This window comes from Paenibacillus jepli (assembly GCF_047238105.1).
Taxonomy (GTDB): Bacteria; Bacillota; Bacilli; order Paenibacillales; family Paenibacillaceae; genus Paenibacillus_D.
This window is the reverse complement of the sequence record NZ_JBDFMD010000001.1, coordinates 520,984-539,922: the sequence shown is the minus strand read 5'-3', so window position 1 is coordinate 539,922 and position 18,939 is coordinate 520,984. Positions and strand designations below refer to the sequence as shown.

The window sequence follows — 18,939 nt, the reverse complement described above, 5'->3', positions numbered from 1 at the left end:
CTGGCGCATACATTGAGTACAAACGAAAGGACAAACTTCCGGGAGGGAAACCGCATGTTGAACCGCATAATGGAATTGCTTCCCCTGGAGCTGCAAAGCGTATTGGATCGTCTGCCGGCAACTGTAAAGGACGAGCTGGAGGAAATCCGGATCCGTGAAGGGCGGCCGCTGGAGCTCGGATACGCTGGTCAATCCCATTTTGTTGACCGGGAAGGACGGTTAGGCCCTCTTCCTGCTCACGGGATGTACAAGCCGAGCGCTGCCCTGTGCAGGCAGCTGTTGGAGAAGATAACGAACCATTCCCTGTATGCCATGGAGGAGGAGCTCAGGCGGGGGTATATCACAGTTCAAGGCGGACACCGGATCGGACTGTCGGGACGTACCGTGCTGGAGGGCGGCGCGGTCAAAGGCATCCGTGACGTCAGCGGTTTCAATGTACGAATCGCCCGGGAAGTGATAGGGGCGGCTGACAAGCCGCTGCCCCAGCTGCTGGACAGGCAGCGGCAGTCGATCGTCTCCACGCTGATCCTGGGGCCGCCGCAGCAAGGCAAGACGACGTTGATCCGGGATCTCGCCCGCAGCGTGAGTTACGGCGCCTGGCGGCATCCGGAGGCTGTTCAGTGGCGAGGACGCAAAGTCGGCATTGTCGATGAACGGTCGGAGATCGCCGCTTGCTATCGAGGCGTCCCTGCCTTTGATGTAGGACCGCGCACAGATGTGATGGATGCTTGTCCAAAGGCGGAGGGCATGATGATGCTGGTACGCTCCATGTCGCCGGAAGTGATCGTCATCGATGAGATCGGACGCAGCGAGGATACGGAGGCGATTCATGAGGTGAGCCGCGCCGGGATTCGGCTGATCGCGACCGCACACGCCTTCGATCTGCCGGAGGCGCGCAGCCGTCCACAGATCAGGGAACTGCTGGATGCCGGCGTATTCGGGGCCGTCGTTACCGTAAGACGGCGGGATGCGGCACTGCAATGCGCCGTCCAAGCGCTGAAGCCGGAGCTGCGGCAGCTGCCATCGGCTCGCGGCCACCCGGCAGGAGGTGCTAAGGAGGGGGGATATGGTTAAGCTGCTGGGTGCCATCCTCATCCTGTTTGCCGGTACAATGATCGGGTTCCAGCAGGCTGCCCGCTTTGCCGAACGTCCGCGGCAGCTCCGTCAGATGGCCAACGCGCTGCAGAGACTTGAAACTGAGATCGGCTATGGATACACACCGCTGGGCGAAGCGCTCAGACGGGCCGGTACTGCCTTGGCCGAGCCGGCAGGGGGGCTGCTGATCAGCACGGCTGACCGCTTGACTGCCGGTGAAGACGTCACCTTCCACGAATGCTGGGAAGCTGCTCTGCAGGCGCATTGGCCCGCGACGGCCATGAAACGATCCGAGCTAGACATCATGCTGCAGTTAGGAACATTGCTCGGCATCAGCGACAGAGAAGATCAAATCAAGCATTTGCGGTTGGCGCTGCTGCAGTTGCAATCGGAAGAAGATGCGGCACGGGAGGACCAGGTCCGGTATGAGAAAATGTGCAAGAGCTTGGGGATCCTGGCCGCTGCGCTGATCGTTATTCTGATGGTGTAGTGGGGTGCCAAACAGATGAATATGGATGTCAGCGCGATTTTTCAAATCGCCGGAATCGGGATTATCATCGCGATGATCCACACGGTGCTCAAGCAAATGGGCAAAGAAGATATGGCGCACTGGGTTACTCTAATCGGCTTTGTCGTCGTCTTGTTCATGGTCGTGCGGATGTTGAACGATTTGTTCCAGGAAATCAAAGATATTTTCTTGTTTCAATGAAGGGCCAAGGCCGGACCCGAGCGGCCGTACCGGCATAGTGGGTGAGACTCGTGGAAATGGTGCAGATCGTGGGACTAGGTCTGGTAGCTACGCTTTTGATTCTTGTCATGAAGGAACAAAAACCATTGTTTGCTTTCGTGCTGGCGGCTTTCACGGGCATCTATCTGTTCTTGTACCTGATCGGCAAGATCGACACGGTGATCCGGGTGCTTGAAGATCTGGCCAGCCGTTCCGGCGTGCCAGCCATTTATCTGCAGACGATCCTGAAGATCATCGGCATAGCCTATATTGCAGAGTTCGGAGCCCAGATCGTCAGGGACGCCGGGCAGGAAAGCATCGCATCGAAGATCGAATTTGCAGGCAAGGTGCTGATCCTTGCCATGGCAGTACCGATTATCAGCATTATTGTCGAGACGGTGCTGAACTTGCTGCCGGCGGGGGGATGAGCTTGTGAAACGATGGCTGCCTCTGCTCCTGCTCTTTCTCCTGCTTCTGCTGCCTGAACCGGCAGCGGGTGCAGCCGCTCTGGAAGCGGCGCCGGCCGATGCGGCAAACCCGCAGACACTTGCGCGGGAGACTGCGGAGCGGCTGGATACCACTGAGGTGGAACGGTACTGGAGCTTGCTGATGTCGGAGTATGGCGGCTTCTTCCCCGATGAGCGCCTGCCCAGCTTCATCGAGATGATCACACCGGGAGGCGAGGGGCTCAAGCTGGGGACGGTGGCAGGCGGGCTGCTTCGGTACCTGCTGCACGAGGTGCTCTATAACGGCAAGCTGCTCGTGACGATCGTGCTGCTAACGGTATTCAGTATGATGCTGGAGACCTTGCAAACCGCCTTTGAGCGCCGATCCGTCAGCAAAGTCGCATATGCGGTAGCCTATATGGTGATGATCATCCTGGCGATTAACAGCTTCCATGTCGCCATTGGCTATGCCAGGGATGCTATCGGGGCCATGATTGACTTCATGATGGCGATGATTCCGCTGCTCCTCACTCTGCTTGCTTCGATGGGCAGCATCGTAACCGTGTCAGTCATGCATCCGTTGATCATATTTATGATTCATACCGTCGGGACAGTCATCTATACCGTGGTTTTTCCGTTGTTGTTTTTCTCCGCGGTGCTCCATATTGCCAGTTCCCTGTCGGATCGGTTCAAGGTCACGCAGCTGGCAGATCTGCTCCGCAACCTCGGTGTCGGTCTGCTGGGCGTCTTGCTCACGGTGTTCTTGGGCGTCATCTCGATCAGAGGGGCTACGGGAGCTGTGACCGACGGGGCGGCCATCAAGACGGCCAAGTTCCTGACCGGCAATTTCGTACCGGTTGTCGGAAGGATGTTCTCGGAGGCGACAGACACCGTTCTCTCCGCATCGCTGCTGCTCAAGCATGCGGTCGGCATCGCCGGCGTGGTCATCCTGTTATTCCTCTGCGTCTTTCCGGCGATCAAGATTCTGACGCTCGCACTTATCTATAATGTTGCGGCGGCGGTGCTGCAGCCGCTCGGCGAGAGTCCGATCATCACCTGCCTGCAGACGATCGGCAAATCCATGATCTATGTGTTTGCTGCCTTAGCAGCGGTCAGTCTCATGTTCTTCCTGGCGGTCACGATCATCCTAACGGCCGGCAATGCAGCAATCATGGCCAGATGAAGCAAAGCTGCCTAACAAGGTAAGGGGGGGAAGCATGGCTTGGCTTGCAGAGTGGCTCAGACAGATTATCGCGATCATCCTGCTGGCAGGCATCATCGAACTGCTCTTGCCTAGTAATGCTTATCAGCGTTATGTCCGACTGGTGATCGGCTTGTTCATCCTGCTGGCGCTGCTCTCGCCGATTCTCAGTCTGCTCCAGGGTGAGTTTGGCAGCCGGCTCGAGCAGGGAATCCGCAGCTGGCAAGGCTTGGATAGCGCGATGCTGGCGGGAGATGCCGATTCCCTGGCAGCTGTCAATCGTCAAGCCGAGCTGCTCCGCGAACAGCAGCAAGAGCAGGCAGCCGGTCTAGCCGCAACCAAGGTGGCAGAGGAGATGAAGCAGGAGATCTCCCGGCGCAGCGGCGCCCCAGTAACGCGAGTTGATGTCATACTGGCAGCTGACAGCCGCGCCGGATATTGGCGGATCGAAAGCGTCGCGGTTGCGCTGTCGGGCAACCCCTCACGCGAGGAGACGCCTTCTGATATAGCCGTCCGGCAGCCGCCGCCAGTCGAGCCGGTAGCCGTGGAGGTATGGCTCGGAGGGGAGGCGAGCCCTCCTGCCGCTCCTACAGGCGGCGAAGCCGGGGCGCAATGGCAGCAAACGGTCAGATTGATCCTTGAAGAAGGATGGGGCGTGAGCGGCGAGTCGGTCATCGTCAGACAGGCGGACAGCGAGTAGGAGATGCCGGAAGGGGGAGGAGAGCAGGTGGCCAAATGGCTGGACCAGATAGAAGCAATGGTGGGGGGAGGCCCTACAGGTCCGAAGCGGGTCCGTACCTTGCGGTGGCTCCTGCTCATCGGTTGTCTGGGCGTCGCGCTGATGATCATCCAATCGTTTGTTAATTTCGAAGATGTCGCCCCGACCGTCGATCAGCCGCCGGTTGCGGAGGTCGCGCCTGATCCTGTGCTGGGACCGGCGCGCGAGGAGTCCGAATCGATCTTTGCGGCTATCGAGCGGCCGCTGGAGCAGCGGCTCCAAGAAATACTGGAGAAGATCGTCGGGGTGGGGACGGTCGATGTGCTGGTCACCATTGATTCTACGGAAGAAACCGTCGTGCAGCGCAATCAGAAGGAATCAGAGCAGATCACCGATGAAACCGATCGAAATGGCGGCAAACGTCATGTGGCCTCAACGACAACGGACGGGCAAGTCGTGCTGTATGAGGTCGAAGGCGAAAAACGACCCTTCGTCACGAAAACGATCAAGCCGCGCATCCGCGGTATCCTCATCGTTGCTCGGGGAGCGGAGGATCCGACTGTCCGCGGTCTGCTGATGGAGGCAGTCCAGCGCGGGGTCCAGGTTCCGGCCCACCGGATATCCGTTGTCCCGAGCAAGCAGCCCTAATCTTTGATCCTAAGTATAAAAAGGAAGGTGGATAATCCATGAATACAAAACGCCAAACGATTTGGCTGGTCTCCATGCTCTCCCTGATGGTCATTCTCTCTGCCTATTACCTCTTCACAGAAGACAGCACGCCGACAGATCATCTCACGGATGCCGGGGGGATCACCGATATCGTACTCGGTGACGGAGCCAAGGAAGCCGCTGCCGGCGGCGGGACGGAAGGCGCGATGGAAGAGATCATCGTCACCGATGTAGAACGTCTGGGCGACCAGGAGAGCTCCAGCGCGCCTGATGACGCCGGACCGACGGACCAGGAGGTGCTGAGCATGCTCAAAGAGCAGGAAGCATCTGCTGCGGCGAGCGATTACTTTGCCCAGCAGCAATACCTCCGGGCCGAGACGCTCAGGGAGGATGTGGACCGTCTCTATAGTATCGTCACAGACATGAGCCAGTCGCCGGAGACGGCTTCTGAAGCGATGATCCAGCTTGAAGGCATCCAACAGGAGGATGAAAAAATAACCGGGCTTGAGGAAGAGCTGAGCAGCGAGTTCAGCAAAGTGGCTATTACGCCGGAACAGGATAAATACAAGGTAGTGGTGCAGAGTCAGAACCTGGAGAGAAGCCAGGCTGCGAGCATCATCGACAAGGTGATGCGGACACTCGATATCTCTGCGGAGCACGTCTCGGTCCAGTTCATCCAGTAATAGGAAGCACCAGATATCCCGCATGGCTCATGGGCCTGGCGGGATATTCGCATTTCAAATCGCCGGGCCAAATTATGACTCGTTTCTCAAAATGGGTTGTGATATAATACTAACGTTATGTGCGAGGCGGGCCCATCGTGAGGGCGGGCGCTTCACAACTGCTAAGGAGTGAATAAACGATGTTCAAACTGAGCGAGATTAAAGAGCTGATCAAATTGGTTGATCAGACCTCTGTACAGGAACTCGAGCTAGAAAACGAAGGAGCGCGTCTGCTCATTCGCAAACCGGGCAAAACCGAAGTGGTGAATATCCAGAGCGCACCGATTACCCATACATATACACAGCCGGCGATCCAGCCGACTGCTCCTCAGACTGGCGCGCCTGCTGCCGATCAACCAGCAGCGCCTGCTGCACCGGCGATTGCCGACAATCTGCACAAAATTGTCTCTCCGATGGTCGGCACGTTTTATCGCGCTTCTTCACCGGACAACCCTCCATTCGTCCAGGCAGGCGATCGCGTGAACGAGAAGACGGTGGTTTGTATTCTGGAAGCGATGAAGCTGATGAATGAGCTCGAAGCCGAAGTGCGCGGAGAGATTGTCGAAATCCTGGTGGAGAACGGCCAGCTGGTGGAGTTCGGACAGCCGCTGTTCCTGGTCAAACCGGAGTAACTTAGTCTCTCGAAAGGGGTTCGAAGGGTGGAATTTCAAAAAATACTGATCGCTAACCGCGGCGAAATCGCTGTGCGGATCATTCGCGCCTGCCGCGAGCGCGGCATCGCCACTGTAGCGGTATACTCCGAAGCGGACCGCGATTCGCTTCATGTCAGGCTGGCGGACGAGGCATACTGTATCGGTCCGACAGCTACCAAAGACAGCTACCTTAATCTCACCAATATTATGAGTGTCGCTACCTTGACCGAATGCGACGCCATCCATCCCGGATACGGTTTCCTCGCAGAAAATGCCAACTTCGCCGAAATCTGCGAATCCTGCAATATTACCTTTATCGGTCCGTCGCCGGATGCTATCAGCCGGATGGGGGACAAGTCGGTAGCCAAGCAGACAATGAAGGAAGCCGATGTACCGATCATCCCCGGCTCGGACGGGCTGATCGACGATCTGGAAGATGCGGTCCGGATCGCTGGCGAGATCGGCTACCCGATCATCATCAAGGCGACTGCGGGCGGCGGAGGCAAAGGCATCCGGATCGCCGAGGACGAAGCTTCGCTGATCCAGCAGATCACCACTGCGCAGCAGGAAGCCTTGAATAACTTTGGCAATGCCGGCGTCTATCTGGAGAAATATCTAACGGGCATGAAGCATGTCGAGATCCAGATCATCGCGGACAAGCATGGCAATGCGGTACACTTGTTCGAGCGCGATTGTTCGATCCAGCGCCGACGCCAGAAGCTCATCGAAGAAGCGCCTTGTCCGGTTATGTCGCCGGCGCTGCGTGAACGAATGGGAGAGGCTGCTGTACGTGCAGCGCTCGCTGTCGACTACTCCGGCGCGGGCACGCTGGAGTTCCTGCTCGGACCAGACGGCAATTTTTACTTCATGGAGATGAACACACGCATCCAGGTGGAGCATCCGGTGACGGAGATGATCACCGGCATCGATCTGATCAAGGAGATGATTGCGGTTGCTGAAGGCAAGCCGCTCTCCTTCCGTCAAGAGGATGTCAAGATCAACGGCTGGTCGATCGAATGCCGGATCAATGCGGAGGATCCCGAGCGTAATTTCATGCCGTCTGCCGGCAAGATCGGTTTTTATCTCCCGCCGGGCGGGCTGGGCGTCCGTGTAGACAGTGCTGCTTACCCCGGATACACGATTACGCCGCATTATGATTCCATGATTGCCAAGCTGATCGTTTGGGGCGCTACCCGCGAGGAAGCCTTTGCGACGATGAAGCGGGCCTTGTCCGAGTTTGCCATCGAAGGCATCCGCACGACGATCCCGTTTCATCTCAAGCTGCTCAATCACCCCAAGGTTATCAAGGGCAATTTCGATATCAAATTTCTTGAAGAGCATGATCTTAGCGAGCCTGTGGAGACCGGTCGGGAAGCTGATTCCGACAATTAGACGAGTTTGTCATAATTCTTGGCAAATGGTATAGTATAGAGAATAAGAAGCGGATAAGCTCTGCGTGAAATCTGGCGGACGGTTCCGCATTTTATGGGAGGTGTAGATTCTAAATGAGTACGATTGCTGCGGACTATGAGAAAACCGATATGGGAACGATTCAAATTGCACCTGAAGTCATCGAAGTGATCGCCGGTCTGGCGACAATCGAGGTGCCCGGCGTGGCCGGGATGAGCGGCGGCTTTGCCGGCGGCATCGCCGAATTGCTGGGACGCAAAAACCTCTCCAAAGGCGTCAAGGTGGAAGTGGGACAGCGTGAAGCGGCAATCGACGTCTCCATCATCGTAGAATACGGTAATCGGATTCCGGATATTGCCTCCGAGATCCAGCAGAGCGTCAAGCGTTCCATAGAGACCATGACCGGGCTGCTGGTCGTCGAAGTGAACGTCCATATCCATGACGTTCATTTCAAAGCGGCCGAGAAGATCGAGGACGAAGAAGTGGCCCACAACCGATTGAAGTAACCCCATCACTTCGTGATTAAAAGCGGACTTTTGAACCACCTCTTAAGGACCCCCCTCGTGAAGGGCTTGCCAGCTCGGCACCAGGGGGGCTTTTCAATGAATATGAGATGGAAAAGCGCGTCCGAAGCAGGATAGCAAGGCGTAGTCGTCAAAGGAGGCAGACGGTTGATCAAAATTGTGGACAGGCTTCTTCTATTTATATACAGTCTCATCATCGGCTCGCTGTCCGTTATAATCTTGGCGCTGGGGGCGCGTTGGATTCCCCAGTCGGTGACGAACGCATGGGTCAGGGAGCTGTATGGCAGTCAGATCTGGCTGCCGGCGACTTTGATCGCCTCGTCGCTGGTTGTGTTCCTGATCAGCCTTCGTTTCTTCTATGTCTCCGTCAAGCGGGGCAATGCCTCGGTGCCGTCTATCGATCAACGGACGGAGTACGGGGATATCCGAATCTCCATGGAGACAGTAGAGAATCTGGCACTCAAAGCGGCGGGCAAGCAGCGCGGTGTCAAGGACCTCAAAGCGAGGATCCGCATTGTCGAGGCCGGTCTGGAAATCATGCTGCGCGCGATCGTGGACGGCGAGAGCTCGATCCCGGCATTGACGGAAGATATCCAGCGGTCGGTCAAGGACCATGTTGAAGAAGTGACCGGTATCCCCGTGGCGGATGTGACGGTATACGTCGCCAACATCATCCAGACCCAGACCTTCAAGAGTCGTGTGGAATAGGGGTGGTGAAGCCGATGTGGAGGGAATACTGGCTACAGTACCGGGGACGGATCGCGGGAATGGCGATCGCGGTGTTCCTGGGGATGATCTATTTGGTCGCAGGGTTCTGGGACATGCTGTTCGTTGCGCTGCTGCTGTGGATCGGCTACTATTTCGGCAAGCAGAAGGACGAAGCCGCCCCGCCTATGATTCCCTGGGGACGAATAACGGACTGGCTGACTGATCGGTGGCGCTGGTTCAAATAGACCCTGTGATTTCCTCCTTCCGCTTGCCGGTGCTGTGTGCCGGGCTGCAGCTGAAGGAGGGAGTCATAGGTTTTTTTGGGATTGGAAAAGCACCTAATACAACATTTCGACCAACCAAGGAGGTTCCATGAAAAGGAGACTGGCTCGAGAAATCGCGATACAAAGCTTATATCAGATGGAAATGAATGATGTGAACACTGCCGATGCTGTGGACATGCTGATAGAAGAAGCGGCACAGGAAAACGAAATCGGTGCTGACACTGGAGAAGTGGACAAAATCGATGCCTATGTGCGCGAATTGGTCGGAGGGGTAACCGGTCATCGGCAGGCTATCGACGACTTGCTGCAGCAGTTTCTGACCGGGTGGCAGGTCGACCGGCTCTCCAGAGTGGACCGCCAGGTGCTGCGTCTGGCATGTTATGAGATGGTTTATCGCGATGATGTGCCGCCCAAAGCCGCGCTTAATGAAGCGATCGATCTGGCCAAGCATTTCGGAACCGACGATTCCGGCAAATTCGTCAACGGCGTACTTGGCAAGCTGCTGGGAGCGCTGGATCAGTTGAAGCAAAATTCTGGCGACACTTCCGCCACCTAACGAGAGGAGACTGGACATGAGCGCACAACGAATCGAAGGCAAGACGATATCCGGCAATATCCGTGAAGAGATCAAACAGGAGGTCGAACAGCTCCGCAGTCAAGGCGTCACTCCGGGGCTGGCAGTCGTATTGGTAGGAGACGATCCGGCTTCGCGTGTCTACGTCGGCAGCAAAGACAGGGCTTGTCAGGAGCTGGGGCTGTACTCGGAAGTGCACAGGCTCCCGGAAGATACGCCGCAGGGGGAATTGCTGGCGCTGATCGACCGACTGAACACCCAATCGACGATCCACGGCATCCTCGTGCAGCTGCCGCTGCCGGCTCATATCGATGAAAAAGCGGTCATCGATGCTATTGCCGTGGAGAAAGATGTAGATGGATTTCATCCGGTAAGCACCGGCAATCTTGTCATCGGCGACGACAGTCTGCTGCCATGTACGCCTGCCGGCTGCATCGAACTCCTGAAGCGCTCGGGCGTGGAGATTGCAGGCAAGCACGCCGTCGTCATCGGCCGCAGCAATATCGTGGGCAAGCCAGTGGCTATGCTGCTCCTGCGTGAGAATGCGACGGTGACGATCTGCCACTCCCGTACGGTAGGCATGGCTGATATCGCCAGGACGGCGGATATTCTGGTCGTGGCAATCGGCAGGGCCAAGGCGATCGACAAATCGTATATCAAGCCGGGTGCTGCAGTTATCGACGTCGGCATCAATCGTCTGGAGAACGGCAAGCTAGCCGGGGATGTAGACTATGACGACGTGCTGGAGACTGCGGGGTTGATCACTCCAGTACCGGGAGGCGTCGGACCGATGACGATCACGATGCTGCTGGGCAATACCCTCAAAGCCGCCAAGCGGCTTCACGGCATCGGAGAGTGATCCCATGGCTGAACAGCCGCGGATCTACTCCATCAAGGAGCTGAACCGTTATATCCGAATGAAGCTCGAATCGGACAAGCTGCTTTCCGATGTATGGCTGCGGGGCGAGATCTCCAACTTCACCCACCATTCCAGCGGACATATGTACTTCACGCTGAAGGATAAAGACAGCCGATTGAAATGCATCATGTTCAGTTCTCACAACCAACGTCTCCCCTTCATTCCCAAGGAAGGAATGAAGGTGATGGCGCGGGGCAACGTATCGGTCTATGAACGGGACGGCAATTACCAATTTTATGCAACCCAGATGCAGCCGGACGGTCTTGGCAGCCTGTATCTTGCTTTTGAGCAGCTGAAACTAAAGCTCGAGGGCGAGGGACTGTTCGAAGCCAGCCGCAAGCGAACTCTGCCTTTATATCCGCGGGCGATCGGAGTGGTCACTTCATCCACGGGCGCGGCGGTCAGAGACATCCTGATTACGCTGCAGCGGCGCTATCCGGTCGTGCCTGTGCTCGTCGTGCCGGTGCTTGTACAAGGCAAGGGTGCTGCGCCATCGATTGTACGGGCGATTGAGCTGTTGAACCGGCTCGGTGAAGCGGATGTGCTGATCGTCGGCCGCGGCGGCGGTTCATTGGAGGAGCTGTGGGCCTTTAATGAGGAGAGCGTTGCACGGGCGATCGCGGGTTCAGCGATTCCGGTTATATCGGCAGTGGGCCATGAGACGGATTATACGATCGCCGATTTTACGGCCGACCTGAGAGCCGCGACTCCAACAGCAGCTGCGGAACTTGCCGTCCCTCATCAGGCTGAGCTTCGGCAGCAGCTGATCCGCTTGGAACAGCGGCTGCAGCAATCGCTGCGCAGCAGACTGGAACAGGAGAAGCAGCGGCTGGACCGCATCCGGCGGTCGCCGCTGTTCCTGCATCCGCGCCGTTATCTGCTGGAGCCGGCCGAGCGTCTGGATCGGCTGAGAGAACAGTTGGTTCAACGAACGATGCGCCGCGTGAGCGGAGCCGGAGAACGACTTGGGCGGACAAGGGCCCGTCTGTCGGGCCAACACCCAGGAGCCCAGACGGTATTTGCCGGCAAGCGTCTGGCTGCGCTGCAGCGACAGCTGGAACAGAGCATGACTGGTATCGCAAGGATGCGCCGCGTGCAGCTGCAAGGCGTGATCCGGGGATTGGATGCCTTAAGCCCTCTCAAAGTCATGGCCCGCGGATATAGTCTGGTCTATGACGAGAGTCAGGAACGGCTGATCCGTTCAATAACGGATGTCCAGCCCGGTGACATGGTGCACGTCAACTTGTCCGACGGCAAGCTGGAATGTCATGTGTGGTCGATGAAAGGAGCGGAGGATAAAGATGGAAGAAAGTGAAAAAACCATTAGTTTCGAGGAAGCGATGGAGCAGCTGGAATCAATCGTAACTCGGCTGGAATCTGGCGATGTGCCGCTGGAGACAGCCATTGAGCTGTTCCAGGATGGCATGAAGCTCTCGCAGCTGTGCGGAAGCAAGCTGGAGCAGGTAGAGCGGCGTATCGAGGCGCTGATCGAAACGGAGGACGGCTTGCGGCGGCAGCCGTTTGAGGGCTCAGGCGAGATTAGAGGAGAAGAGGCGTGAAGCAGCTGATGACCATACGTGATTATATAGCAGAACAGGCTCAGGCAGTAGAACAAGCGCTCAGCGTGATCATTCCTGCCGATTGGGATATCCCGAAGCCGCTGCGCGAATCCATGATGTATTCGATCACCGCAGGCGGCAAGCGTCTGCGGCCGATTCTGGTACTTGCTGCAGCACATGCCGCCAGCGGTATCGAAGAGGCGGAGCGGGCGGCGATGCCGGTGGCCTGCGCGATCGAGCTGATCCACACCTACTCGCTCGTCCATGACGACCTGCCGGCGATGGATGACGACGATTACCGCAGAGGCAAGCCAACCAATCACAAAGTGTATGGCGAAGCAATGGCCGTGCTAGCCGGCGATGCGCTGCTTACGCACGCCTTTCATTCCGTCACCAGAGCAACCGAACATGAGCTCGTAACCGTCGAAGCGGCACTTGCGATCACCCGCGATCTGGCCTATTATGCAGGCGCAGCAGGGATGGTCGGCGGACAAGCGGCTGATATACTCGGAGAACAGGGCGTCACGGCATTGTCTGATCTGGAGTATATCCACCTCCACAAGACGAGCGACCTGATCGCGTTTTCCTTGCTCGCGGGAGGCCGTGTCGGCGGTGCCGAGACGCAGCAGCTTGAAGCGCTTGAGGCATTTGGCCGCAAGCTTGGACTGGCATTTCAGATTCAGGACGATATCCTTGATCTGGTGGGAGACGAGCAAAAGCTCGGCAAAAAAACGAACAGCGACGTGGCGCAAAAGAAAGTAACCTACCCGTATCTGCTCGGATTGGACAAGAGCAAAGAACTGGTCGAGCAGCTTACTTCCGAGGCCAAGCAGAGTCTGGAGATCGCGAAACTTCCCGAGCCTGCGCGACTCGAGGAAATCGCCGATTATCTGATGCAGCGCGACCATTAACGACAAGGTTCTAAACGGTCGGATTGGGTTTATATATAGATGTGTGCTATAATAGCTGAAAAAGTTACACGTTCATGGACAACAGTGTTTTCAGTCCAGGAAAGCGAGGAAAACACGTGCTGCTGGAACAAATTTGCGAACCAAAGGATTTAAAGACGCTGTCGATGGAACAGCTGGAAAGCCTGGCACAGGAAATTAGACAATTCTTGATCGAGAAGCTGTCTGCGACGGGCGGTCATCTGGCCCCTAATCTAGGCGTAGTAGAGCTCACGCTTGCCATGCACTATCTGTATGACAGTCCTCGAGATAAATTCATCTTTGACGTGGGGCACCAGTCGTACGTGCATAAGATATTGACTGGACGGATGGACCGGTTTGACACCCTGCGCCAATACAAAGGTCTGTGCGGCTTCGTCAAGCGGGCGGAGAGCGAGCATGATGTCTGGGAAGCCGGGCACAGCAGTACTTCACTGTCTGCGGCGATCGGGATGGCGATGGCCCGCGACCTCAAAGGGGAAGACCACAGGGTCGTGGCTGTTATCGGCGACGGAGCGCTGACGGGCGGCATGGCGCTGGAAGCGCTCAATCATATCGGCCATGAGCAGCGGAAGATGATTGTCGTGCTCAATGACAACGAGATGTCGATTGCCCCTAACGTCGGCGCCATCCATAACTATCTCGGCAAAATCCGTTCCGACAAGACCTATAAGAAGGCCAAGGAGGAGCTGCAGTATCTGCTCAACAAAATCCCCGCCATCGGGGGCAAGCTGGCCAAGACCGCAGAGCGGGTCAAGGATAGTCTGAAATATATGGTCGTATCCGGCGTTTTGTTCGAAGAGTTCGGGCTCACTTATCTTGGTCCGGTGGACGGACACGATCTGCAGAAGCTGGAAGAAGCATTCATGCAGGCGAACAACGTCAATGGGCCTGTGCTGCTGCATGTGCTGACAACCAAAGGCAAAGGCTATAAGCCAGCCGAAGCGGATTCGCATACGTGGCATGGCATATCGCCCTACAAGATCGAGTCCGGGCAGGTGCTGAAGGCTGTCGGACCGCCGATGTACACGCAAGTATTCGGAGACGCGCTGATCGAGCTGGCGGAGCAGGATGAGCGTATCGTTGCTGTTACCCCGGCGATGCCGGGAGGTTCCGGACTGCTGAAGTTCGCCGACCGTTTCCCGGGGCGGATGATCGATGTCGGAATCGCGGAGCAGCATGCGGCGACGATGTCTGCGGCGCTGGCTATGGAAGGGCTTAAACCGGTATTCGCTGTCTATTCGACGTTCCTTCAACGGGCATACGACCAGGTGGTCCATGATATCTGCCGTCAGAATCTTAACGTTGTATTTGCTATCGACCGGGCCGGTTTTGTAGGTCCTGACGGGGAGACCCATCACGGCGTCTTTGATATCGCATTCCTGCGTCACGTGCCTAATCTGGTGCTGATGATGCCAAAGGATGAGAATGAATTGCGTCATATGATGAAGACGGCACTGGCCTATGACGGTGGTCCAATCGCTGTCCGGTATCCCCGGATCAACGGGACGGGCGTGGAGATGGACAAGGAGATGACTCCGATCCCGATCGGCACCTGGGATGTAGTCCGCGACGGCGACTCCGCAGTGATCATCGCGGTCGGCCCGATGCTGCAGATTGCCGACGAAGCGGCTGAGCTGCTAAAACATAACGGGCTGAGTATCCGTGTAATCAATGCCCGCTTCATCAAACCGTTCGACCAGGATATGCTGCTGCAGCTTGCCTCCGAAGGCCAGCGTGTCGTCATACTCGAAGAGGGCTCGCAGCAAGGCGGACTTGGCAGCGCGGTGCTCGAATTCTACTCGGAGCGCGATATTCATGATATGGCCGTACGCATCGTGGGTATCCCGGATGAATTCATCGAGCACGGATCGATCAAGGAGCAACGGCGGGATGCGGGGCTTACCGGCGAGCGGGTGGCATCTGAGCTGATCAAGCTGTTGCCCCGACAACACAAGAGCGCTTCAACCCAGTAACCGGCAGGAGAACGATGATGACGACTGCAAAAACAATGAAAGAACGAATCGATCTGCTCTTAGTTGAACAGGGCTTCTATGAGAGCCGCGAGAAAGCAAAAGCGGCGCTTATGGCCGGATTGGTGCTGGCCGACGGCGAGCGGATCGAAAAAGCGGGCACAAAGGTGTCTAGGACAGCTCAACTGACGGTGAAGGGCGCTGTTCATCCCTATGTCAGCCGGGGCGGGCTGAAGCTGGAAAAAGCACTACGCCATTTCGGCATTGATCTTGAAGCAAGGACAATGCTGGATATCGGAGCATCGACAGGGGGCTTCACAGACTGCGCCCTGCAGCACGGCGCCGCTTATGTGTATGCCATCGATGTCGGATACAACCAATTGGACTGGTCGCTTCGCCAGGACGAGCGCGTGTGCGTCATGGAGCGGACCAACTTTCGTTACATGAAGCCAGAGGATCTTAAGGGGCCTGCTCCGAGCTTCGCGACGATTGATGTTTCGTTTATTTCGCTCCGGATCATCCTGCCCGCATTGGCCGCGTTGCTCCCTGCCGGCTCAGGTGTGATGGCGCTGATCAAACCCCAATTTGAAGCAGGACGAGAGAAGGTTGGCAAACAAGGTGTCGTACGCGATCCTGTCGTGCACACCCAGGTATTGGAGCACGTCTTGGGATTTGCTGCAGAGCTCGGATTCGCGTTGCAGGGTTTGACGTACTCGCCGATTACCGGCGGAGAAGGCAACATCGAATTTTTAGCTTATTGGCATTGGCAGCCCGGCGAGGCTGGAGCCTCGCCGGGAGCCCAGGAGATAGCTGCGGTGGTGAAAGATGCAGCCAACGTCTTTACGGGGAAGAAAGGCAGCTAGCTGGACGATACATGCGAAGAACGACGATGTGCAATTCCTGCGCATCGTTTTTTTTTTTGGGAGAATGCACACCATATTGTTGCGATGATTTTTAATTTTGGGTATAGCCATCTCGCCAACAATTTGGTACACTGGTAATGAAGCAAACAAATGTTCGTAATTTTTATACAGGATTTTTACTTGCCCGCAGCGAAGTGTATGGTAATCCATTCACGAAAGAGGCGGTGCGGATTGGGCCATATCAGTGACTGGTTTATTATGATTATCGTCGGCATCTTGTTCGTCGTTTGGGTCTATAGGCGGTTTTATATCTGGCTTCACGAACCCGTAGGTTCCCAGCTGATCATGCTGGACGGAGGAGATGAGCCGGATCCTGGCGATGAGAATGTCCGGTTGCTGGAGATTGAAGGCTACACGGTCACTTCTGCCAGGCACCGGGTTCCAGTATCCGTAGAACTGGATGGCGAGATGCTTGGCAGTCGGCTCTATATTGATTATGTTGCTGAGAAGGATAGCGAGTTGTATCTGGTCAAGACAGCAAGGGATCGTATGCCGATAGATTGGACGGGCAGCGGGATCCGCGACCGCCTCCTGGTATACACGCTGCTCGTCCCGTCCAGCAGCGGCGTTCTCTATGTAGATGCGAAGCACCGGCAGATCCGCGTAATCCGGTTCCACGTGAATGAATGACACAGAGAAGAGGGGTGCCGTCCATGAAAGGCTACAGACATATCAAGATCAGGGAACTGATCGGCAGCCACGATATCGAGACCCAGGATGCCCTGGTTGATATGCTCCGCAGCAGCGGGATGCAGGTTACACAGGCTACGGTATCAAGAGATATCAAGGAGCTGCAGCTGATCAAGGTGCCGACCGAATCGGGAAATTACAAATACGCAATGCCTCAGGAACAGCGCTACATACCCATCCATAAGCTGAAGCGGGCTTTGCTGGATCATTTCGTCCACATTGATTACACCGATCATCTGGTCGTTATGAAGAGTCTTCCAGGCACGGCTAATGCCTTTGGATCTTTGATTGATAACATGGAATGGGAAGAAATTATGGGGACCATTTGCGGCGATGATACGATTCTGATCATTTGCCGGAATACAGAATACAGCCGCGAGGTTGTAGATCGCATTGTTGCCCTGATGAACCAAGAGACTTGAGGATAAGCGTAGTGAAGACGTCAACAGAAATGAAGTAAAGGAGAGGTTAAACATGCTTCGGGAATTGTCCATACGCAATCTGGCGGTAATCGAACACGTAGTCGTCGGTTTTCATAAAGGCTTTCATGTACTGACAGGGGAGACCGGCGCAGGCAAATCTATTCTGATCGACGCGCTGGGATTGATCGCCGGCGGCCGCAGCTCAACAGAGATGGTGCGCCATGGCTGCGATAAGGCAGAGATCGAAGCCATGTTCGACCTCTCTGAGACCCATCCGGTATGGTCGGTGCTGTCCGGTCTAGGCATCGCCGCCGATCCGCAAGAGATGCTGATTATCCGCAGGGAGGTATCTGCCCAAGGGAAGAGCATCTCCCGTATCAACGGTCAGATCGTCAATCTGAGTATGCTGCGCGAGACTGGTGAGTGTCTGATCAATCTCCACGGCCAACATGAGCATCAGTCGCTGATCAAGACCGAGAAGCATTTGGAGTGGTTAGATCTTTATGCCGGCAGTCCGCTCATGGAGAAGAAACGATCATACCAGCAAGCATACCGAAAGCACCTGCAGATACGAACAAGGCTGCGAGAGCTCGAAGAGAACGCACGGCAGAACATGCAGATGTTGGACCTGTACAAGTTCCAGATGGAGGAGATTGCCAGCGCAGCACTGATTGTAGGCGAAGATGAATCATTACTGGAAGAGAAACGCAAACTAACGCATGCAGAGAAAAGAATGGACTATGCTTCCGAAGCTTATTCACTTTTACAAGCTGGAGGCGCACTGGAGTCGCTTGGAGCCGCCGTTGCCCGGCTGGAAGACATCCGCACATATGATCAAGTCGTGTTGGATCCGCTGGTGGAGCAGCTTCAATCGGCTTATTATCAGGCGGAGGATGCTGCCTTCCAGCTTCGCAGCTATCGTGACAGCATCGAAGCCGACCCGGAGCGTCTTGCTGCCATCGAAGAACGATTAGATCTGATCCACAGTTTAAAGCGCAAGTACGGAGAGGGCATCCCGGATATCCTTGCGTACTTGGAGAAGATCACTGCGACTGCAGACAAGCTGGAGAATAGGGACGAGTATATCAAGCAGCTGCGTGCGGAAGAACAGGCGGCTTTTGATACGGCGATGGCTCAGGCGGTGACACTTTCCGGTCTGCGCCGTCATGCGGCAGTGCGCTTGGCTGAAGCGATCGAGTCGGAACTCCAGCATCTCCAAATGGGAAGGACAGCATTTTGCGTACAGCTCGATCAGCTGCGTGACGGCGAAGCGTTGCGGTTGACGGCACAAGGCGCTGATGAAGCGGTATTTATGATAGCTCCCAACCCCGGTGAACCGCTAAAAGCATTGAACAAGATTGCTTCTGGCGGAGAGATGTCGCGAATCATGCTGGCATTGAAGGCAATTTTTGCAGGGATTGATCTCGTGCCGGTACTCGTGTTCGACGAAGTGGATACCGGTGTCAGCGGACGCGCAGCCCAGGCGATTGCCGAGCGGATGTCGGCGCTGTCAGAGCGGTGCCAAGTGTTTTCGATTACCCATCTGCCTCAGGTCGCCTGTATGGCGGATCACCATTACGAGATCTGCAAGAACATTATCGAAGAACGAACATCGACATCGGTCACCGAATTGCAGATCAAGAAGCGTATCGAAGAACTTGCCAGAATGCTCGGCGGCGTCGAAGTAACCGAGAAGACCAGACATCATGCACAGGAAATGCTGGATCTTGCAAGCAGACAAAAAGGCGCGTAACCGAGCCATTTCGGGAATGTTT

23 protein-coding genes are annotated in these 18,939 nt (G+C 56.1%); all 23 read left to right on the top strand.

The genetic code is table 11. The annotated features are described in order from the left end of the window. Positions 1–54 precede the first annotated feature (54 nt). A complete protein-coding gene (gene spoIIIAA, locus ABC336_RS02645) occupies positions 55–1,074 on the top strand; it encodes a stage III sporulation protein AA (protein ID WP_413237181.1) in 1,020 nt (339 codons plus the stop codon). Further along, a complete protein-coding gene (gene spoIIIAB / locus ABC336_RS02640; protein WP_413237180.1) occupies positions 1,067–1,585 on the top strand; it encodes a stage III sporulation protein SpoIIIAB in 519 nt (172 codons plus the stop codon). Before spoIIIAA ends, spoIIIAB begins: the two co-directional genes overlap by 8 nt. Positions 1,586–1,600: 15 nt before the next feature. Further along, positions 1,601–1,804 carry a stage III sporulation protein AC gene (gene spoIIIAC / locus ABC336_RS02635; RefSeq protein WP_128655744.1) on the top strand — a complete coding sequence of 68 codons (204 nt, stop codon included), beginning with the start codon at positions 1,601–1,603 and terminating at the stop codon, positions 1,802–1,804. Positions 1,805–1,854: 50 nt separating this feature from the next. Next, entirely contained in the window at positions 1,855–2,250 is a 396-nt protein-coding gene (spoIIIAD, locus tag ABC336_RS02630) for a stage III sporulation protein AD (RefSeq protein ID WP_413237179.1), read from the top strand. Positions 2,251–2,254: 4 nt separating this feature from the next. After that, positions 2,255–3,451, top strand: a complete 1,197-nt coding sequence (gene spoIIIAE, locus ABC336_RS02625; protein WP_413237178.1) for a stage III sporulation protein AE — start codon at positions 2,255–2,257, stop codon at positions 3,449–3,451. Between the two features lie 34 nt (positions 3,452–3,485). After that, entirely contained in the window at positions 3,486–4,169 is a 684-nt protein-coding gene (spoIIIAF, locus tag ABC336_RS02620) for a stage III sporulation protein AF (RefSeq protein ID WP_413237177.1), read from the top strand. Between the two features lie 27 nt (positions 4,170–4,196). Further along, on the top strand, positions 4,197–4,835 hold the full coding sequence (gene spoIIIAG, locus ABC336_RS02615) for a stage III sporulation protein AG (protein WP_413237176.1): 639 nt from the start codon (positions 4,197–4,199) through the stop codon (positions 4,833–4,835). A gap of 38 nt (positions 4,836–4,873) precedes the next feature. Next, positions 4,874–5,539 (top strand): SpoIIIAH-like family protein, encoded by a 666-nt coding sequence (locus ABC336_RS02610; RefSeq protein ID WP_413237175.1) that lies wholly within the window; start codon positions 4,874–4,876, stop codon positions 5,537–5,539. 179 nt (positions 5,540–5,718) lie between these two features. Next, on the top strand, positions 5,719–6,210 hold the full coding sequence (accB, locus tag ABC336_RS02605; RefSeq protein ID WP_413237174.1) for an acetyl-CoA carboxylase biotin carboxyl carrier protein: 492 nt from the start codon (positions 5,719–5,721) through the stop codon (positions 6,208–6,210). A 27-nt stretch (positions 6,211–6,237) separates the two neighbouring features. Beyond that, entirely contained in the window at positions 6,238–7,623 is a 1,386-nt protein-coding gene (gene accC, locus ABC336_RS02600) for an acetyl-CoA carboxylase biotin carboxylase subunit (protein ID WP_413237173.1), read from the top strand. Between the two features lie 113 nt (positions 7,624–7,736). Then, the gene (locus ABC336_RS02595) at positions 7,737–8,147 is read left to right on the top strand and encodes an Asp23/Gls24 family envelope stress response protein (RefSeq protein ID WP_413237172.1); all 411 of its coding nucleotides are present in this window, start codon (positions 7,737–7,739) and stop codon (positions 8,145–8,147) included. Positions 8,148–8,312: 165 nt separating this feature from the next. After that, entirely contained in the window at positions 8,313–8,873 is a 561-nt protein-coding gene (gene amaP / locus ABC336_RS02590; RefSeq protein WP_413237171.1) for an alkaline shock response membrane anchor protein AmaP, read from the top strand. A 14-nt stretch (positions 8,874–8,887) separates the two neighbouring features. Beyond that, positions 8,888–9,118 carry a DUF2273 domain-containing protein gene (locus ABC336_RS02585; protein ID WP_413237170.1) on the top strand — a complete coding sequence of 77 codons (231 nt, stop codon included), beginning with the start codon at positions 8,888–8,890 and terminating at the stop codon, positions 9,116–9,118. A 127-nt stretch (positions 9,119–9,245) separates the two neighbouring features. Further along, complete coding sequence (gene nusB, locus ABC336_RS02580) at positions 9,246–9,713, top strand: transcription antitermination factor NusB (protein ID WP_413237169.1); 468 nt, start codon at positions 9,246–9,248, stop codon at positions 9,711–9,713. 16 nt (positions 9,714–9,729) lie between these two features. After that, complete coding sequence (gene folD, locus ABC336_RS02575) at positions 9,730–10,590, top strand: bifunctional methylenetetrahydrofolate dehydrogenase/methenyltetrahydrofolate cyclohydrolase FolD (RefSeq protein WP_413237168.1); 861 nt, start codon at positions 9,730–9,732, stop codon at positions 10,588–10,590. A gap of 4 nt (positions 10,591–10,594) precedes the next feature. Further along, entirely contained in the window at positions 10,595–11,965 is a 1,371-nt protein-coding gene (gene xseA / locus ABC336_RS02570) for an exodeoxyribonuclease VII large subunit (protein WP_413237167.1), read from the top strand. Next, positions 11,952–12,209 (top strand): exodeoxyribonuclease VII small subunit, encoded by a 258-nt coding sequence (gene xseB / locus ABC336_RS02565; protein ID WP_413237166.1) that lies wholly within the window; start codon positions 11,952–11,954, stop codon positions 12,207–12,209. The genes xseA and xseB overlap by 14 nt, the downstream gene beginning before the upstream one ends. 8 nt (positions 12,210–12,217) lie before the next feature. Next, positions 12,218–13,120 (top strand): polyprenyl synthetase family protein, encoded by a 903-nt coding sequence (locus ABC336_RS02560; protein WP_413242426.1) that lies wholly within the window; start codon positions 12,218–12,220, stop codon positions 13,118–13,120. A 116-nt stretch (positions 13,121–13,236) separates the two neighbouring features. Then, entirely contained in the window at positions 13,237–15,132 is a 1,896-nt protein-coding gene (gene dxs / locus ABC336_RS02555; protein WP_413237165.1) for a 1-deoxy-D-xylulose-5-phosphate synthase, read from the top strand. A gap of 17 nt (positions 15,133–15,149) precedes the next feature. Beyond that, positions 15,150–15,992 (top strand): TlyA family RNA methyltransferase, encoded by an 843-nt coding sequence (locus ABC336_RS02550; RefSeq protein WP_413242425.1) that lies wholly within the window; start codon positions 15,150–15,152, stop codon positions 15,990–15,992. Between the two features lie 231 nt (positions 15,993–16,223). Further along, the gene (locus ABC336_RS02545; RefSeq protein ID WP_413237164.1) at positions 16,224–16,682 is read left to right on the top strand and encodes a hypothetical protein; all 459 of its coding nucleotides are present in this window, start codon (positions 16,224–16,226) and stop codon (positions 16,680–16,682) included. Positions 16,683–16,705: 23 nt separating this feature from the next. Then, positions 16,706–17,164: a transcriptional regulator AhrC/ArgR gene (gene ahrC, locus ABC336_RS02540; RefSeq protein ID WP_413237163.1), complete on the top strand. Its 459-nt coding sequence runs from the start codon at positions 16,706–16,708 to the stop codon at positions 17,162–17,164. 52 nt (positions 17,165–17,216) lie between these two features. Next, positions 17,217–18,917, top strand: coding sequence for a DNA repair protein RecN (gene recN, locus ABC336_RS02535; protein ID WP_413237162.1), 1,701 nt, complete (start codon positions 17,217–17,219; stop codon positions 18,915–18,917). The last annotated feature ends 22 nt before the right edge of the window (positions 18,918–18,939 follow it).

Bases quoted from the DNA above. Each gene is read 5' to 3' on its own strand.
- folD (WP_413237168.1), top strand. From the start codon at position 9,730: ATGAGCGCACAACGAATCGAAGGCAAGACGATATCCGGCAATATCCGT.
- ABC336_RS02610 (WP_413237175.1), top strand. From the start codon at position 4,874: ATGAATACAAAACGCCAAACGATTTGGCTGGTCTCCATGCTCTCCCTG.
- spoIIIAA (WP_413237181.1), top strand. From the start codon at position 55: ATGTTGAACCGCATAATGGAATTGCTTCCCCTGGAGCTGCAAAGCGTA.
- spoIIIAF (WP_413237177.1), top strand. From the start codon at position 3,486: ATGGCTTGGCTTGCAGAGTGGCTCAGACAGATTATCGCGATCATCCTG.
- spoIIIAC (WP_128655744.1), top strand. From the start codon at position 1,601: ATGAATATGGATGTCAGCGCGATTTTTCAAATCGCCGGAATCGGGATT.
- ABC336_RS02585 (WP_413237170.1), top strand. From the start codon at position 8,888: ATGTGGAGGGAATACTGGCTACAGTACCGGGGACGGATCGCGGGAATG.
- accB (WP_413237174.1), top strand. From the start codon at position 5,719: ATGTTCAAACTGAGCGAGATTAAAGAGCTGATCAAATTGGTTGATCAG.
- recN (WP_413237162.1), top strand. From the start codon at position 17,217: ATGCTTCGGGAATTGTCCATACGCAATCTGGCGGTAATCGAACACGTA.
- ABC336_RS02560 (WP_413242426.1), top strand. From the start codon at position 12,218: ATGACCATACGTGATTATATAGCAGAACAGGCTCAGGCAGTAGAACAA.
- nusB (WP_413237169.1), top strand. From the start codon at position 9,246: ATGAAAAGGAGACTGGCTCGAGAAATCGCGATACAAAGCTTATATCAG.
- ABC336_RS02595 (WP_413237172.1), top strand. From the start codon at position 7,737: ATGAGTACGATTGCTGCGGACTATGAGAAAACCGATATGGGAACGATT.
- ahrC (WP_413237163.1), top strand. From the start codon at position 16,706: ATGAAAGGCTACAGACATATCAAGATCAGGGAACTGATCGGCAGCCAC.
- xseA (WP_413237167.1), top strand. From the start codon at position 10,595: ATGGCTGAACAGCCGCGGATCTACTCCATCAAGGAGCTGAACCGTTAT.
- ABC336_RS02550 (WP_413242425.1), top strand. From the start codon at position 15,150: ATGACGACTGCAAAAACAATGAAAGAACGAATCGATCTGCTCTTAGTT.
- spoIIIAB (WP_413237180.1), top strand. From the start codon at position 1,067: ATGGTTAAGCTGCTGGGTGCCATCCTCATCCTGTTTGCCGGTACAATG.
- xseB (WP_413237166.1), top strand. From the start codon at position 11,952: ATGGAAGAAAGTGAAAAAACCATTAGTTTCGAGGAAGCGATGGAGCAG.